The following is a 15264-nucleotide window of genomic DNA, read 5'->3' as shown; positions in this document are numbered from 1 at the left end:
GTCGACGACCAGCCGAGACGACCGGAGTGGCAATCCTACGACTCGACGTGGACCAGCGTGGTCACGTCGCGGCCCGCGAGCCGCTCCCGGCCACCCAGTCCCTCGAGCTCCAGGAGGAACGCGAGGCCGACGACGACGCCTCCCCCGCGCTCGACGAGCTCGGCGCCCGCGGCCGCCGTGCCCCCGGTCGCGAGCACGTCGTCCACCACCAGAACACGCGCACCGGGCGGCAGTGTTCCCGACCGGAGCTCGATCGTGGCGGTGCCGTACTCGAGGTCGTACGTCACGGCGTCGGTGGGCGGCGGCAGCTTGCCGGCCTTGCGCAGCGGCACGAAGCCGACGCCCAGGTGCGTCGCGAGCGGGGCGCCGATCAGGAAGCCCCGCGCCTCCATGCCCGCGACGAGATCGATGCCGCCCGCCGCGCGCGCCACGTCCCCGAGCGCCTCGATGACGTGACCGAAGGCCGCGCCGTCGGCGAGGAGACCCGTGATGTCGCGGAACGTGATGCCGGGCCCCGGGTAGTCGGGCACGGCACGCACGAGCTCGAGCACGCGGGAGGACCGCTGCGCGCCGAGACCGGCGAGGCCGACGGCCCGCAGGCCGTCCACCTCGCCGGTCGGCGTGTGGTGCGGGTCCGTCATCGGGGACGACGGCGACGCGGCTGCGCCTTGTTGCCGAGGTGCTCACCCGGCTGGAGCTGACGGTGGCCCGACACGCCCGCCGCCGCGAGCACGGCGTCGTCGTCCGACTCCTCGCCGGCGTCCGCGAGCCGCTCGGCGCGCAGCGCCTCCACCTTGCGCGTGTGCGCAGCGATCGCCGGCTCCCGCGTGCGGAGCCAGACCTCGAGCGGCGTCGCGAGGAAGATCGACGACGCGGTGCCGACGGCGATACCGACGAAGAGCGACAGCGAGATGTCCCGCAGCGTGCCGGCGCCGAGGGCGAAGGCACCGATGAAGAGGATGCCCGCGACCGGGAGCAGCGCGACCACTCCGGTGTTGATCGACCGGACGAGCGTCTGGTTCACACCGAGGTTGGCCCGCTCGGCGTACGTGCTGCGGGTCTGGTCGAGGATGCCCGCCGTGTTCTCGCGGACCTTGTCGAACACCACGACCTTGTCGTACAGCGAGTAGCCCAGGATCGTGAGGAACCCGATGATGGTCGACGGCGTGACCTCCCAGCCCACCGCGGCGTAGACGCCCGCGGAGATGAGCAGGTCGGCGAGCAGCGCGATGATCGCGGCGAGCGACATGCGCCAGGCGCGGAAGTAGATCGCCATGAAGACCGCGACGAGGCCGATGAACACGACGACGCCCCACAGCGCGCGCGACGACACGTCGGCGCCCCAGGTCGGGCCGACGAACGCGCTCGCCACCTCGTTCACGTCGACGCCGTAGGCGTCCGCCAGGGCCTGCCGCACCGCGTTGACCTGGTCCTCGTCGGCGAGCTCCGCGGTCTGGACCCGCAGCGCGCTCTCGCCGACGCTCGACACGCGGGGCTCGGCGTCGGGCGCGATCGAGTGCACGGCGTCGACGGCCGGCTCCTGCGACTTGTCCGTGATGCTCGTGACCGTGAACTCCGAGCCACCGCGGAAGTCGAGACCCAGGTTGAGCCCCTGGACGGCGATCACGATGACGGAGAGCAGGCTGAGGATGCCCACGACGATGAACCAGCGCTTGCGCTGCTGGACGATCGGGTAGGACTTGCGCCCCGTGTAGAGGTCGTTGCCCCACTGGGCAAAGCTACGGGCGGCCATCAGCGGTTCTCCTCGTTCTCACCGTCGATGGCGGACGGCGCGGCGTCAGCCGGCCCGTCCGTCCCACCGGGTGCCGGTTCCTGTGCGGCGGCGGCGCGACGCTCCGCCGCGCGGCGCTCGGCGATCGTCAGTCGTCGCCCGTCCTCGGCGTGCGCCGGCGTCCGCGGCGCGGAGCCGGCGAGGACGAGCTCGTCCTCGCCCTTCGCACCTGCGGGCTCCTGCTCGGCCACGGGGGCGTCGCGGCGGTCGGCGGGCTGCCCCGGCCCGACCACCTTGCCGGCACCCACGTAGCGCGGGCCGCGCGTCTGCAGCCGGTCCGGCGAGAGGCCGGACCACTTGTGCCCGTCGCGGAAGAACGGGACTCGGGCGACGAGCTCCATCACCGGGTGCGTGAACCAGAAGACCACGGCGACGTCGATGATCGTCGTGAGACCGAGCGTGACGGCGAAGCCCTGGACGCCACCCACCGCGAGGAAGTACAGCACGACGGCGGAGATGAGGTTGACGGCCTTCGCGGCGAGGATCGTCCGGCGGGCACGCGCCCAGCCCTTGGACACGGCCTGCTGGAGCGTGCGTCCGTCGCGCAGCTCGTCGCGGATGCGTTCGAAGTACACGATGAACGAGTCCGCGGTGAAGCCGATGGCGACGATGAGGCCCGCGACGCCCGCGAGGGAGAGGCGGTAGCCGATCCCCCACGACATGAGCGCGATGGTCAGGTAGGTGACCACGCCCGCCACGATGAGCGACGCGATGGTGAGGAACCCGAGCATCCGGTACTGGAAGAGCGAGTAGATGAACACGAGCAGCAGACCGATGACGCCGGCGATGAGCCCCTTCTGGAGCTGCTCGCTCCCCAGGGTCGCCGAGATCTGCTCCTGGCTCTGCACCTCGAACGTCAGGGGAAGCGCGCCGAAGTTGAGCTGGTTGGCGAGCGTCGCGGCGGAGTCGCGCGTGAAGCTCCCGGAGATCTCGGCCTTGCCGTCGGGGATGACGGCCTGCGAGACCGGCGCGGAGATGACGAGCCCGTCGAGCACCATGGCGAACTGGTTCTGGGGGGCCGGCAGCGAGGTGAGGCGCGTGGTGACGTCGCGGAACTCCTTGGTGCCCTCGGAGTCGAACTCGAGGTTGACGACCCACTCGTTCGTGACGACGCCGTTCTGCCCGACGCGCAGGCCGGAGTTCGCGTTCGAGATGTCGGTGCCCTCGATCTCGACCGGACCGAGGATGTACTTGGCCGAGCCGTCGTCCGCGCACGAGACGAACGCCGCGTCGGTCGGGCCGCTGTCGCCGCCGACCTGGTTCTCCGGCAGGGTGCAGTCCAGCGCGTCGAACTCCGCCTGCAGCTCCGGCGTGATCTGCGCCAGGTCGCTGGGGTTCTCCGGGCGGGTCGTCTCCGTGTCGGTGCCCGTCGTCGCGTCGTCGGCGGGAGCGTCGGTCGCCGCGTCGGCCGCAGGGTCCGTGGCCCCGTCGGCAGCGGGATCCGTCGCGTCGTCGGTCGCAGGGTCCGCGGACTCGGTCGCGGGGTCCGCGCTCTCCTCCGTCGCGGCCTCGTCACCCGTCGCGTCCTCGGCGGGCGTCGCGGTCGGCATGCCGACCGTGAGGACCGGCCGGAACCGCATCTGCGCCGACGCGCTGACGAGGTCGATCGTCTCCTGGGACGGCTGACCCGGGATCCCGACGACGATCTTGTCGCGGCCCTGGCTCGTGATCTCCGTCTCGGAGACGCCCTGCGCGTCGATGCGCTGGCGGATGACGTTGATCGCCTGGTTGATCGTCTCGGGCGTGACCGCGGACGCGTCCTCCGTCACGGGCTGCAGGACGATCTGCGTCCCGCCCTCGAGGTCGAGCGCGAGCGCAGGGGCGAAGGAGGCACCGCCCGGGTTGTCCGCCGACCGACCGTCCACCTTGGTCCCCGCGAAGAGCGCGCCGAAGAGGACGACGCTCAGGAGCAGGAACAGGACGATCGTCCGGACGGGCCGGGAACGGCGCGTGCTGGAGTTGGCCAACTGTCTGTCTCTTCTCGTGCGGTCGGCCCGGGGGCCGACCAGGTCAGGCGCCGGTCGCACGGGGCGACCGGCGCACGGTCACTTGCTCTCGGTGCCCTCGTCGCGACGGTCACGGTCCTTGTCCGTGGCCTCGCCGGTCAGGCCGGACAGGTCGTCGGGGACGACGAGGTCGTCGACGTCCTCCTTGGACGCGGGCGACGCGCTGCCGTAGAGCGCGGCGTCGTCGGTGGCCTCGTCGGACTCCGACTCCTCCTCCTCGGGCTCGACCGGCGGGTCGACGAGCTTCGAGATGGCCGCCCGCAGCCACCGGGACTGGTTGCCCGGAGTCGACTCGATCGTGATGATGTCGGCGTCCTCGTCGACGTCGACGATCGTGCCGAACATGCCCGAGCCCGTCATCACCTCCTGCCCGGGGGCGAGCGTCGCCCGGAAGTTCTGGGCCTCGCGCTGCTGCTTGCGGGTGCGGCTGGTCATGAGGAACATCGCACCCGCCGCGAGGGCGAGGATGAGGATGAAGCTGATATCCATGACGGAGTCTCGTGTCCTGTTCTGTGCGGGATCTGCGCGCAGTCTAGGCGTGCGCGCACGGTTCACCAACGAGCCGTCTCGCCGCGGAGTTCCGCCCGCTCGGGTCCCGACCATTCTAGGACCACGTTCGGCGCGCCTGTGACCGCCGTCACGGGGCCCTCGTCGTCGCTCGCGACGGGTCTCGGGCAGGACTGCCGTCAGGCGTCGAACAGGGTGCCGCCCTCGCGCGGCGGGGTGAGTCCGAGGTGCGCCCACGCGGCCGGGGTCGCGACGCGCCCGCGCGGGGTCCGCCCGATCAGTCCCTCGCGCACCAGGTACGGCTCGGCGACCGTCTCGACCGTCTCCGCCTCCTCGCCGACCGTCACGGCGAGCGTCGTCAGCCCGACCGGCCCGCCGTTGAACCGCGTGCAGAGCGCCGTGAGGACCGCCCGGTCGAGGCGGTCGAGGCCGATGGGGTCCACCTCGTAGACCTCGAGCGCCGCCCGCGCGGCCGCGAGGTCCATGCTCCCGTCGCCGCGGACCTGCGCCCAGTCGCGCACGCGCCGCAGCAGGCGGTTGGCGATGCGGGGCGTGCCGCGCGAGCGGCCGGCGATCTCGCGCGCGGCGTCCGGGTCGAGCGCCACGCCGAGCAGCCCGGCGGACCGGGAGAGCACACGCTCCAGCTCGTCGCTCGAGTAGAAGTCGAGGTGCCCGGTGAAGCCGAACCGGTCGCGCAGCGGCGCGGGCAGCAGCCCCGCGCGCGTCGTGGCGCCGACCGCCGTGAACGGCGGCAGCGAGAGCGGGATGGCGCTCGCGCCCGCGCCCTTGCCCACGACGACGTCGACCCGGAAGTCCTCCATCGCCATGTAGAGGAGCTCCTCCGCGGGCCGCGCGAGGCGGTGGATCTCGTCGATGAAGAGCACCTCGCCCTCCTCGAGCGAGGAGAGGACGGCCGCCAGGTCGCCCGCGTGCTGGATCGCCGGGCCGGACGTCACGCGCAGCGACGTGCCGAGCTCGGCCGCGATGATCATGGCCAGCGTCGTCTTGCCCAGCCCGGGCGGACCGGACAGGAGCACGTGGTCCGGCGAGCTCCCGCGGGCGAGCGCGGCCTGGAGCACGAGCGAGAGCTGGTCGCGCACGACGGCCTGCCCGACGAACTCCTCGAGCCGGCGCGGGCGCAGCGCCGCCTCGGCGGCGCGCTCGAGGTCGTCGGCCCCCGCCGCGACGATCCGCTCGGACGAGAACGTCCCGTCCCCGCCGAAGCCGTCCACGCCCACCTGGTCGAAGTTCGCCACGGTCAGCCCCTCGGTCCGCCGAGGACGCGCAGCGCGGCGCGCAGCGCGCCGGCCACGTCGGGCGCCTCGACGACGTCGACACCGGCCTGGGCGAGCACGGTGGAGACCGCGTCGTCGGCGGCCTTGAGGTTCCAGCCGAGGCCCACGAGCGCCTCGACCACCTGGTCGCGGCGGTCGTCGACCCGGCGCGTCCCGTTCGCGGCGGCGGTCGTCTCCGCCCCGGGGGCGTCGGCACCGGTGGGCGGCCCGAGCTTGTCGCCCAGCTCGAGCGCGATCCGCTGCGCACCCTTGTTCCCGATGCCGGGGACGCGGACGAGGGCGGCGATGTCGCCACCTCCCACGGCGCGGCGCAGGGCGTCGGGCGTGTGCACCGCGAGCATCGCCAGCGCGAGTCGGGGCCCGACGCCGCTCACGGTCTGGACGGTCTCGAAGACGGTCCGCTCGTCGTCGTCGGCGAACCCGTAGAGGGTGAAGGAGTCCTCGCGGACCACGAGGCTCGTCGCGAGCCGGGCGTCCTCGCCGACGCGCAGGCCCGCGAGCGTGGCCGGCGTGGCGTGCACCAGGTACCCCACTCCCCCGACCTCGAGCACGGTGCGGTCGAGCTGGACGCTCGCCACGACTCCGCTCAGCGACGCGATCACCCAGGCTCCTCTCCCGGTCGGCAGCGCCGACCTGGTCCGATGGTCTGCCGGCCCGACGACCTCGCGCGGCGCCGAGGAGTGCGTCGAACACCCGTACGACCGCGGTCACTCTAGCAAGGTGCGCCCACGCCCCGACCGACCGACACGGGAGGCGTCAGCAGCCGTCAGCGCGGCGCCCGCCGTCCCTTCGCCGCGTGCTCCGCCGCGGCCCAGGCGCGCTGCGCCGGCGTCAGCTCGTGCCGCTCGCCGCCCTGGAGCGCACCCGACGGCCGCCACAGGTGGCAGATCGCGAGCGCGAGCGCGTCGGCGGCGTCCGCGGGCCTCGGCGGCTCCGCGAGCCCCAGGATGCTCGCGACCATGCGCTGGACCTGCTCCTTGCCCGCGCGCCCGCTCCCCGTCACCGCGGCCTTGACCTCCGACGGCGTGTGCAGCGCCACGGGGACGCCCCGCTTCGCCGCCCCGACCATCGCGAGACCCGCGGCCTGGGCCGTGCCCATCACGGTCCCGACGTTGTGCTGGGCGAACACGCGCTCGACCGCGACGACGTCCGGCACGTGCTCGTCGAACCACGCGTCGAGCCGCTCCGCGATCCGCAGGAGCCGCAGGTCCACGCTGAGGTCCGGGTCCGTCCGGATCACGCCGACGGCCACGAGCTCGGCCCGCCGCCCGCGCGCGGAGTCCACCACCCCGACACCGCACCGGGTCAGCCCAGGATCCACTCCGAGAACGCGCACCCCTCGACCCTTTCACGTGAACGGCACGGACCGGCCGTGCCACGCGGGCTGGCGACGGACCAGCCAGCGGTGGGGCCGGGAGGTCGGTGCGCGGTCGTGGCGGGCCTGGCGGGAGCGGCGCGAGGCACGAGCGCCGCGGATGGTAGACCGCGCACCGACCTCCCGGCCGCACCGCGACCCGACCATCGGGACGCGAGCTGCGCTGGATCAGTCGTCGTTCTCGAGCTCCGCCATGACCTCGTCCGACGCGTCGAAGTTCGCGTAGACGTTCTGCACGTCGTCGCTGTCCTCGAGCGCGTCGATGAGACGCAGGATCTTGCGCGCGCCCTCGGCGTCGACCTCGACCTCCATGGACGGGTGCCAGATCGAGTCGGCGGAGTCGTACTCGATCCCCGCCTCCTGGATCGCGCTGCGCACGGCCACGAGGTCGCTCGCCTCGGACAGCACCTCGATGACCTCGCCGGAGTCGGTGACCTCCTCGGCGCCCGCCTCGAGCGCGGCGAGCATGACGTCGTCCTCGGTCACGCCGTCCGCCTTCGGCACGACGACGAGGCCCTTGCGCGAGAAGAGGTAGGACACGGAGCCCGGGTCGGCGAGGTTGCCGCCGTTGCGGCTGAACGCGAGGCGGACCTCGGAGGCCGCCCGGTTCTTGTTGTCGGTGAGGCACTCGACCAGGACGGCGATGCCGTTGGGGCCGTAGCCCTCGTACATGATCGTCTGGTAGTCGACGGCGTCGGCGCCCGTGCCGGACCCGCGCTTGACGGCGCGGTCGATGTTGTCGTTGGGGACCGACGACTTCTTCGCCTTCTGGATGGCGTCGAACAGCGTCGGGTTGCCCGCGGGGTCACCGCCGCCCGTGCGCGCCGCGACCTCGATGTTCTTGATGAGCTTCGCGAAGAGCTTGCCGCGCTTGGCGTCGATGGCCGCCTTCTTGTGCTTGGTCGTGGCCCACTTGGAATGCCCTGACATGCGTTCCTACCCCTTCGCGATTCTGACGAACAGCTCGTGCACGCGCGCGTCCCCGGAGATCTCCGGGTGGAACGAGGTGGCGAGCAGCGATCCCTGCTGGACTGCGACGATCCTACCGGCGGCGGCCGCCGGGATGCCGGGCGCCTCGTGGTCGGGGATCCGGGCGAGGACCTTCACGCCCGGACCGACCTCCTCTACCCACGGCGCGCGGATGAACACGGCATGCACCGCGCCCTGCTCCGCGCGCGCCGTGGCTCCCCCGTCGCGAGCGCCGTCCCGCGGGGCCAGGCCCTCGAACGCGAGGTCGGTCTCGAACGAGTCGACCTGCCGGCCGAAGGCGTTGCGCCGGACCGTCACGTCGAGACCGCCGATGGTCCGCTGGTCGGCCGTGCCACCGAGGATGCGGTCGGCGAGCAGGATCATGCCGGCGCACGAGCCGTAGACCGGCAGGCCCCCGGCGATGCGGGCGCGCAGCGGCTCCGCGAGCTCGAAGATGCGCAGGAGCTTGTCGATCGTCGTCGACTCGCCCCCGGGGAGCACCAGCCCGTCGACCGCGGCGAGCTCCTCAGGGCGCCGCACGCCGACCGTGCGGGCACCCGCGGTCTCGAGCGCGGCGCGGTGCTCGCGCACGTCGCCCTGCAGCGCCAGGACTCCGATCGTGATCGTCACGAACGGGAATGATACGTCCGTCGGCGCCCGCGCCCCGCCACGGGACGGTTGCTAGCCTCGCCGTCGTGACCCTTCCGCCCGGCCCCGGACCCACACCGCCGTCCCCCGCCCGGCCGCCGTCCGGATACCCCGGCCCCTCGGCCTCGTACCCCGGCCTCCCGCCCCGTCCGCCGCAAAGCACGCGCGGCGCGACGGTCCTGATCGTGGTCGGTGCGGTCCTGCTCGTGGTCGCGCTCGTCGCGGGGGTCCTCGGCGTCACGACCTTCCTGCGGGCGCTGCCCACGGGCGTGGTCGACGGCGCGGGCGCGCCCGGCTCGGCCGCCCTCGGCTCCGGCGACGTCCCGGGCGAGGCCGAGATCGAGCTGTCGGGCGGGCAGCCGTACAGCGTCTGGGCGGTCGTCCCGATCGGCGCCGACGGCTTCGACGTCGAAGACGTCACGGTGACGTGCCCCGACGGCGACCTCACGGTGCGGCACCCCTCCGTCTCGGGGAGCTCCGGCTTCGGCTCGCACGAGGCGACGACCGTCGCCGAGGTCACCCCGCCGTCGACCCAGACCTGCACGGTGGCCGTCGCGCAGGGCGACGCCTCGCCCGGGGCGACCTTCGTCGTCACCGAGGGCTGGCAGTTCGGCGAGTTCTTCGCGACGGTCGGCGGCACCGTCCTGCTGTGGTTCGTCGCCATCGGTGGGGCGCTGGTGGGCCTGGGGCTCCTCGTCGGCGGGATCGTGTGGCGGGTCGTCGCGCGGCGACGCTAGGCGCCGCGCGGCCCGCGCGGGTCGTCCCGCGCCCGGCTCAGTCCTCGCGCGCGATCCCGAGGTGGTGCGTCACGCCGTCCCACCCGCCCAGCAACGGTGCGACGAGGTCGGCCAGGCCTTCGGGGAACACCTCGATCTCGACGCCGCGCAGGTCGTCGAGCGACCACCAGCGCATCTCGTCCACGACATCGTGCTCGACGTCGGTCCACCCGTCGCGGCTCAGCTCGTCACCACCGGTCGCGCCGGCCACGCGCGCGAGGTAGAGCACCTCGTCCTGGCGGCAGTGCTGGCGGTAGAAGTCGAAGATCGCGCTGCGCGTGTAGACCGGGCCGACGAGCGCGCCCGGGTCGAGCCGGATCCCGGTCTCCTCGCGGACCTCGCGCAGCGCGGCGTCGCGGTCGCTCTCGCCGGGGTCGACGCCCCCGCCGATCGTGAACCACCACGAGCGTTCGGGCTGGTCGACGTCGTGCCCACGGGCCAGGAGGATCCGGTCGGCGTCGTCGAGCAGCAGGACGCGCGCGCCCCGGCGGAAGTAGAGCCCGTCGTCGCCGAGGACCCAGTCGGGACCCAGGGACGACGGCGCTCCGGCGGCCTCGGCCACGACGGCTCAGCCGTCCGTCGCCGGCACGACGACGGACGGCTGGGCGGGGTGGCGTTCCGTCACCAGCCGCGCTCGGCGAACTGGATCGACCGCGCCGGCTCGTCGACGTTGATGCCGACCATCGCCTCGCCCAGGCCGCGCGAGACCTTCGCGATCACGTCGGGGTCGTCGTGGAACGTCGTCGCCTTGACGATCGCGGCGGCGCGCTGCTCCGGGTTGCCGGACTTGAAGATGCCGGAGCCGACGAACACGCCCTCGGCACCCAGCTGCATCATCATCGCGGCGTCGGCCGGCGTCGCGATGCCGCCCGCGGTGAACATCACGACGGGCAGCTTGCCCGTGGCGGCGACCTCCTTGACGAGCTCGTACGGCGCCTGGAGCTCCTTGGCCGCGACGAACAGCTCGTCCTCCGCGAGCGAGGTGAGGCGGCGGATCTCGGCGCGGATGGTGCGCATGTGCGTCGTCGCGTTGGAGACGTCGCCCGTGCCGGCCTCACCCTTCGAGCGGATCATCGCCGCGCCCTCGGTGATGCGGCGCAGCGCCTCGCCGAGGTTCGTCGCACCGCACACGAACGGGACGGTGAACTGCCACTTGTCGATGTGGTTGGCGTAGTCGGCGGGCGTGAGCACCTCGGACTCGTCGACGTAGTCCACACCGAGCGACTGGAGGACCTGCGCCTCGACGAAGTGGCCGATGCGGGCCTTCGCCATGACCGGGATCGAGACGGCCTCGATGATGCCGTCGATCATGTCGGGGTCGGACATGCGCGAGACGCCGCCCTGCGCGCGGATGTCCGCGGGGACGCGCTCGAGGGCCATGACCGCGACCGCGCCGGCGTCCTCGGCGATCTTCGCCTGCTCGGGCGTGACGACGTCCATGATGACGCCGCCCTTGAGCATCTCGGCCATCCCGCGCTTGACCTTGGCGGTGCCGACGGCGCCGGCGCCCTCCGCGGTCGCGGCGCCCGGGGCGCTCTCGGCAGGGACGTTCTGGTCGGCCACGTTGGTCACCGGTACCTCACACCTTCAGGTCAGGGGAACGTCGCGCGCACGCGCACGGACGCCGTCGAACAGGCTCGACGGCACATGCTCCCACGCGCTCTCATCCTATCGCCGGGGCGTCCACCCGACGGGGCAACGAACCCACCCACGGGACGTTCCGGCGGGCCGGGGGCGGGGTCAGTCCGGCGTGCCCGCCGACGCGGCGGGGCGCACGAGGACGTCGGGCGCGGCGTCGTCGAGCTCGACGGTCGCCGGCATGGGCGCGTGCCCGGCCAGGTGGAACAGCCGCACCCACCACTTGCGCCGCACGCGCTGCGCCTGGGCGACGGCCTCGTTGTGGAACCGCCGCGCGAGCTGCGCGCGGTACCAGGCGGCGGAGAGCGAGCCGAGCAGCTCGTCGCCGGCGGGGCCCGACCGGAGCTCCGCGACCTCGTCGGCGTCCTCGAGGGCCGAGCGCAGCGTGGCCGTGAGGTCGCTCTCGGCGAGGGCGCGGGACTCGGCCATGCCCCCGAGGAGGCGCCGTGGCCGTGTCCCCTCGTCGGCCCCCCCGCCGCCCCCCAGGCCGGGCACCTGGTCGGCGAGCCGACGGGTGTCGTCGTCGTCGTCCAGGACGGCGTGCGCGGCCTCGGCGACGAGCATCGAGCTGGCCGGGTCGAGCTCGCCCGACGCCGCCAGGTCGACCGCGGCCGACGCGCGGCGCACGAGCTGGGCGTCGAGCGCCAGCCGCGAGGCCATCACCTTGCGGTGCAGCCGGTCGAGCCGCGAGGCGGCGACCCACAGGACCCACGCCACCAGCGCAGCGACCACGAGGACGAGGACGGTGATCTCGGACCAGGTCATGAGCGACCCCCCTCGTCGTCGCGTGCGCGGCCCAGGAGTCGACCGCCCCGGCGCGAGCGCGGGTCCTCGTGGACCGGGATGACGGCCTCGGACGCCGCGAGCACCGTCTCGTAGACGGCGAGGACCTGGGCGGTCACCGCGGACCAGTCGAAGCGCCGGACGAACTCGCTCGCGCGGGCCCGGTAGGCGTCGCGGCGCGACGGGTCGGCGAGCACGTCGAGCACCGCCGCGGCGAGCGCCTCCGGGTCGCCCACCGAGAACAGCGCGCCCGCGGCGCCGTCGTCGAGCACGCGCCGGAACGCGCCGAGGTCGCTCGCGACGACGCACGCGCCGGCGCTCATCGCCTCGACGAGCACGATGCCGAAGCTCTCGCCCCCGGTCTGCGGTGCGATGTACAGGTCGACGGACGCGAGCATGCTCGCCTTGTCCTCGTCGCTCACGCCGCCGAGGAACTCGACCGACGCGGCGTGCTCCCCCAGCGCCTCGATCGCGGCCTCGCGGCCGTCGTCGCCCCGGCCCGCGACGAGGAACCGTGCGCCGGGGACCTTCGCGAGGATCGCCGGGATCGCGGCGGCGAGCACGGGCAGGCCCTTGCGCGGCTCGTCCAGGCGGCCGAGGAAGCCGATGGTCGGCGCGTCCGGCGTGCCCTGCCACGCGGGGTTCGCGGGCGCTGACTCGAACGCGTCGACGTACACCCCGTTGGGGATGACGACCGCGTCCCCGCCGAGGTGGTCGACGAGCGTGCGGCGCGCGTCCTCCGAGACGGCGATGCGCGCGTCGATCTTCTCCAGGCTCTGCCGGACGAGCGGGTACGCGACCTGGAGCGCGCGCGAGCGCACGATCGAGGTGTGGAACGTCCCGACGATCGGGCCCTGGGCGATCCACAGCGCGACCATGCTCAGCGACGGGTTCACGGGCTCGTGGATGTGGAGCACGTCGAACCGGCCCGCCTCGAGCCAGCGCCGGACCCGGCTCGCGCTCCGGGGACCGAACGTCACGCGCGCGACCGACCCGTTGTACCGGACCGGGACCGCGCCCCCGGCGGGCGTCACGTACTCCGGGACCGGTGTGTCGTCGTCGGCGGGGGCGAGCACGGAGACCTCGTGCCCCTGGGCCATGAGCGCCTCGGCGAGGTCGCGGACGTGGAACTGGACCCCGCCCGGGGCCTCGAAGGAGTAGGGGCACACGATCCCCACGCGCAGGCTCATGCGACCCGCTCCGTGTCCTGCTCGCCCGCGGCAGCCCGGGTCTGGGCGTAGCGCGCGGGGTCGAGGTCGTCGACGAACACCTTCTGGAGCATGTGCCAGTCCTCGGGATGCTCGTGGATCGCGACGCTCAGGGCGTCGACCCAGCCCTGGGTGGCCGCGGCGACGCGCTCGGCGCGCGGGACGTCCTGCGCGACCTCGACCTGCGGGAAGAAGCGGATGACCAGGCCCCACGGCGAACGGGCGGCCCGTCGGCGCGCACCGTGCAGGCGCTCGTAGTAGATGCCCGCGGGGACCAGCGGGGCGCCGGTCGTGACGGCGAGCGCCGCAGGCCCGGCGGCGACGCGCGCCCGGTGACCGAACAGGTCGACCTCCACGCCGCGGTGGGTGAGGTCGCGGTCGGCGAGCAGCGGGATGATCCGTCCGGGCCTGCTCGCACCGCGCACGAGGTCCCGGAAGACGTCCCCGTCGCCGAGGGCGAGGATCTCGAGGCCGAGCGAGGTGCGGAACGCGAGGAACTCCTCGAACAGCTCGTCGGGCTTCAGCCGTTCCGCGACGGTGAGCACGGGCGCGATGTTCGGCGTCGCGTACGCACCAGCGAGGTCCCAGTTCCCCTGGTGCGACAGCGCCAGCACCGGGCTCCGGTCACCGTCGAGGTGCCGCCCGACGTTGTCGAGCCCGACGACCCGCACCCGGGCCCGGATCCGCTCGGGGCTCCACGCGGGCAGGGTGAACGCCTCGCGGTAGTAGCGCATGTACGAGCGCATCCCGGCTCGCGACAGGCGACGCAGGGCCCGCGGCGCGAGCTCCGGGCGGACGCGCGCGAGATTGCGCTCGAGCTGGCGCACTCCCCCGCCGCGCAGGAGCCAGGTCACGTCGGCGATCACGGTGAACAGCCCGCGCAGGACCGGTTCGGGGACCTTGCGCGCGTTGCGCCAGGCGAACGTGAACGCCTTGCCGGCGTCGAGGGCCATCAGCGACCGTCCTCCTTCTCCTCGGGGCGCGCGGCCGCCAGCGCGAGGGCCTGACGGCGCACGGTGGCGACGCGCTGCACGACCGTGACCGCGCTCGCGAGCGCGAGCAGCCCCAGGACGACGACGAGCACGACGGGCGGGACGCCCAGGCCGACGATCCCGGCCGCGACGAGCGCGGCGACGAGCCGGTCGGCGCGCTCCGCGATCCCGACCTGCGCGGTCATGCCGACGCTCTCGGCCCGGGCGCGCGCGTAGGGCACGACGGCGCCGAGCGCGAGGCACGCGAGCGCGACGCCGGTCCCCCAGGCGGCGAGGTCGGGGGTCAGGCGCGGGTCGTCCGCCCGGACGAACCACAGCGTGAGGCCGACGAACACGGCCGCGTCCGCGAGGCGGTCGAGCGTCGAGTCGAGGAACGCGCCCCACGGGCCGGACCGGCCCGCGCGGCGAGCCATGACGCCGTCGAGCACGTCGGCGAAGGCGCAGACCATGACGACCATGACCCCGGCGAACAGGTGTCCCGTCGGGAAGAGCCACAGGGCGCCGACGACGACACCCAGGGTCCCGGCGACCGTCACCGCGTCCGGGCTCACGCCGAGACGGAGCAGGACCGCGGCGAGCGGCGTGAACAGCCGGGTCGTGAGCGTGCGCAGGCGTCCGAACATCAGGCGCCCTCCCCGTCCACGGGCCGACCCGCGAGATCCGGCCAGGCGGCGGCCAGGCGCGCCCGCGTGTCGCCGAGGAGCTCGGGCACGGCCTTGGTCTGCGCGACGATCGGCAGGAAGTTGGCGTCGCCCGCCCAGCGCGGCACCACGTGCTGGTGCAGGTGCGCGGCGATGCCGGCGCCGGCGACGGCGCCCTGGTTCATGCCGAGGTTGAACCCGTCCGGCGCCGACACCGCGCGCACGACCCGCATCGCGGTCTGCGTGAGGTGCGCGACCTCGACCGTCTCGGCCTCGGTGAGGTCCGTGTAGTCGGACACGTGGCGGTACGGCACGACCATGAGGTGGCCCGGGTTGTACGGATAGAGGTTGAGCACGACGTACGCGGTCTCGCCGCGCGCGACGATCAGGCCTTCCTCGTCCGACCGGTCCGGGATGCGGCAGAAGGGGCACTGCCCACGCGAGTCGTCGGCGGGCTTGTCCTGCCCGCCGATGTACACCATGCGGTGCGGGGTCCAGAGCCGGTCCAGGCCGTCGTCGAACCGCGGGTGGTCGCCCGGCAGCTCGACGGTCGCCCTGGGGCCGGGGTCGGGGGCGCCGCCCGGCGCGGCCGCGTCGGCCGCGCCGGGCGACCCCGTGCGCTCGTCGCTCACGC

General features: G+C 73.8%; 17 protein-coding genes. 1 reads left to right on the top strand and 16 read right to left on the bottom strand.

The genetic code is table 11. The features are described 5' to 3' along the window. Nucleotides 1–35: 35 nt before the first annotated feature. From JOE63_RS11655 to pdxT, 9 genes are all read right to left on the bottom strand, one after another. Nucleotides 36–641: an adenine phosphoribosyltransferase gene (locus JOE63_RS11655; protein ID WP_087471986.1), complete on the bottom strand. Its 606-nt coding sequence runs from the start codon at nucleotides 639–641 to the stop codon at nucleotides 36–38. Beyond that, the gene (secF, locus tag JOE63_RS11650) at nucleotides 638–1753 is read right to left on the bottom strand and encodes a protein translocase subunit SecF (protein WP_087471985.1); all 1116 of its coding nucleotides are present in this window, start codon (nucleotides 1751–1753) and stop codon (nucleotides 638–640) included. The genes JOE63_RS11655 and secF overlap by 4 nt, the downstream gene beginning before the upstream one ends. Further along, complete coding sequence (gene secD, locus JOE63_RS11645) at nucleotides 1753–3759, bottom strand: protein translocase subunit SecD (RefSeq protein ID WP_087471984.1); 2007 nt, start codon at nucleotides 3757–3759, stop codon at nucleotides 1753–1755. The genes secF and secD overlap by 1 nt, the downstream gene beginning before the upstream one ends. Nucleotides 3760–3837: 78 nt before the next feature. Next, nucleotides 3838–4287 (bottom strand): preprotein translocase subunit YajC, encoded by a 450-nt coding sequence (gene yajC / locus JOE63_RS11640; RefSeq protein ID WP_087471983.1) that lies wholly within the window; start codon nucleotides 4285–4287, stop codon nucleotides 3838–3840. A 197-nt stretch (nucleotides 4288–4484) separates the two neighbouring features. Further along, nucleotides 4485–5537 carry a Holliday junction branch migration DNA helicase RuvB gene (gene ruvB, locus JOE63_RS11635; protein ID WP_374059068.1) on the bottom strand — a complete coding sequence of 351 codons (1053 nt, stop codon included), beginning with the start codon at nucleotides 5535–5537 and terminating at the stop codon, nucleotides 4485–4487. Between the two features lie 26 nt (nucleotides 5538–5563). Beyond that, the gene (ruvA, locus tag JOE63_RS11630; protein WP_204541487.1) at nucleotides 5564–6202 is read right to left on the bottom strand and encodes a Holliday junction branch migration protein RuvA; all 639 of its coding nucleotides are present in this window, start codon (nucleotides 6200–6202) and stop codon (nucleotides 5564–5566) included. A gap of 164 nt (nucleotides 6203–6366) precedes the next feature. Continuing rightward, on the bottom strand, nucleotides 6367–6936 hold the full coding sequence (gene ruvC, locus JOE63_RS11625; RefSeq protein ID WP_087471981.1) for a crossover junction endodeoxyribonuclease RuvC: 570 nt from the start codon (nucleotides 6934–6936) through the stop codon (nucleotides 6367–6369). Nucleotides 6937–7143: 207 nt separating this feature from the next. Further along, nucleotides 7144–7905, bottom strand: coding sequence for a YebC/PmpR family DNA-binding transcriptional regulator (locus JOE63_RS11620; RefSeq protein ID WP_053370897.1), 762 nt, complete (start codon nucleotides 7903–7905; stop codon nucleotides 7144–7146). 6 nt (nucleotides 7906–7911) lie between these two features. Continuing rightward, nucleotides 7912–8574, bottom strand: coding sequence for a pyridoxal 5'-phosphate synthase glutaminase subunit PdxT (gene pdxT, locus JOE63_RS11615; RefSeq protein WP_204541485.1), 663 nt, complete (start codon nucleotides 8572–8574; stop codon nucleotides 7912–7914). A gap of 203 nt (nucleotides 8575–8777) precedes the next feature. Between pdxT and JOE63_RS11610 the strand changes: the two genes are divergently transcribed. Further along, nucleotides 8778–9329, top strand: coding sequence for a hypothetical protein (locus JOE63_RS11610; RefSeq protein WP_204541483.1), 552 nt, complete (start codon nucleotides 8778–8780; stop codon nucleotides 9327–9329). A gap of 37 nt (nucleotides 9330–9366) precedes the next feature. Here the strand turns inward: JOE63_RS11610 and JOE63_RS11605 are convergent, their stop codons facing one another. The 7 genes from JOE63_RS11605 to JOE63_RS11575 form a co-directional block, all read right to left on the bottom strand. Next, nucleotides 9367–9930 (bottom strand): NUDIX hydrolase, encoded by a 564-nt coding sequence (locus tag JOE63_RS11605; RefSeq protein ID WP_204541481.1) that lies wholly within the window; start codon nucleotides 9928–9930, stop codon nucleotides 9367–9369. Between the two features lie 59 nt (nucleotides 9931–9989). Continuing rightward, nucleotides 9990–10931 (bottom strand): pyridoxal 5'-phosphate synthase lyase subunit PdxS, encoded by a 942-nt coding sequence (gene pdxS, locus JOE63_RS11600; RefSeq protein WP_204543669.1) that lies wholly within the window; start codon nucleotides 10929–10931, stop codon nucleotides 9990–9992. A gap of 177 nt (nucleotides 10932–11108) precedes the next feature. Then, complete coding sequence (locus JOE63_RS11595) at nucleotides 11109–11771, bottom strand: hypothetical protein (RefSeq protein WP_087471977.1); 663 nt, start codon at nucleotides 11769–11771, stop codon at nucleotides 11109–11111. Beyond that, on the bottom strand, nucleotides 11768–12973 hold the full coding sequence (locus JOE63_RS11590; RefSeq protein ID WP_204543667.1) for a glycosyltransferase family 4 protein: 1206 nt from the start codon (nucleotides 12971–12973) through the stop codon (nucleotides 11768–11770). Before JOE63_RS11590 ends, JOE63_RS11595 begins: the two co-directional genes overlap by 4 nt. 2 nt (nucleotides 12974–12975) lie before the next feature. After that, nucleotides 12976–13950, bottom strand: coding sequence for a phosphatidylinositol mannoside acyltransferase (locus JOE63_RS11585; protein ID WP_204541479.1), 975 nt, complete (start codon nucleotides 13948–13950; stop codon nucleotides 12976–12978). Further along, nucleotides 13950–14612 (bottom strand): phosphatidylinositol phosphate synthase, encoded by a 663-nt coding sequence (gene pgsA / locus JOE63_RS11580; RefSeq protein ID WP_087471975.1) that lies wholly within the window; start codon nucleotides 14610–14612, stop codon nucleotides 13950–13952. The genes JOE63_RS11585 and pgsA overlap by 1 nt, the downstream gene beginning before the upstream one ends. Then, nucleotides 14612–15262: an HIT family protein gene (locus JOE63_RS11575; RefSeq protein WP_374059028.1), complete on the bottom strand. Its 651-nt coding sequence runs from the start codon at nucleotides 15260–15262 to the stop codon at nucleotides 14612–14614. The genes pgsA and JOE63_RS11575 overlap by 1 nt, the downstream gene beginning before the upstream one ends. Between the last annotated feature and the right edge of the window lie 2 nt (nucleotides 15263–15264).

Origin of the sequence: Cellulosimicrobium cellulans (assembly GCF_016907755.1) — a bacterium.
Classification (GTDB): domain Bacteria; phylum Actinomycetota; class Actinomycetes; order Actinomycetales; family Cellulomonadaceae; genus Cellulosimicrobium; species Cellulosimicrobium cellulans_D.
The sequence above is the reverse complement of the archived record's forward strand: the minus strand, read 5'-3'. Positions and strand labels throughout refer to the sequence as shown.

Coding starts and splice junctions, on each gene's coding strand:
- pgsA (WP_087471975.1), bottom strand. CDS start 14,612: ATGTTCGGACGCCTGCGCACGCTCACGACCCGGCTGTTCACGCCGCTC.
- JOE63_RS11620 (WP_053370897.1), bottom strand. CDS start 7,905: ATGTCAGGGCATTCCAAGTGGGCCACGACCAAGCACAAGAAGGCGGCC.
- JOE63_RS11655 (WP_087471986.1), bottom strand. CDS start 641: ATGACGGACCCGCACCACACGCCGACCGGCGAGGTGGACGGCCTGCGG.
- JOE63_RS11595 (WP_087471977.1), bottom strand. CDS start 11,771: ATGACCTGGTCCGAGATCACCGTCCTCGTCCTCGTGGTCGCTGCGCTG.
- JOE63_RS11585 (WP_204541479.1), bottom strand. CDS start 13,950: ATGGCCCTCGACGCCGGCAAGGCGTTCACGTTCGCCTGGCGCAACGCG.
- secF (WP_087471985.1), bottom strand. CDS start 1,753: ATGGCCGCCCGTAGCTTTGCCCAGTGGGGCAACGACCTCTACACGGGG.
- yajC (WP_087471983.1), bottom strand. CDS start 4,287: ATGGATATCAGCTTCATCCTCATCCTCGCCCTCGCGGCGGGTGCGATG.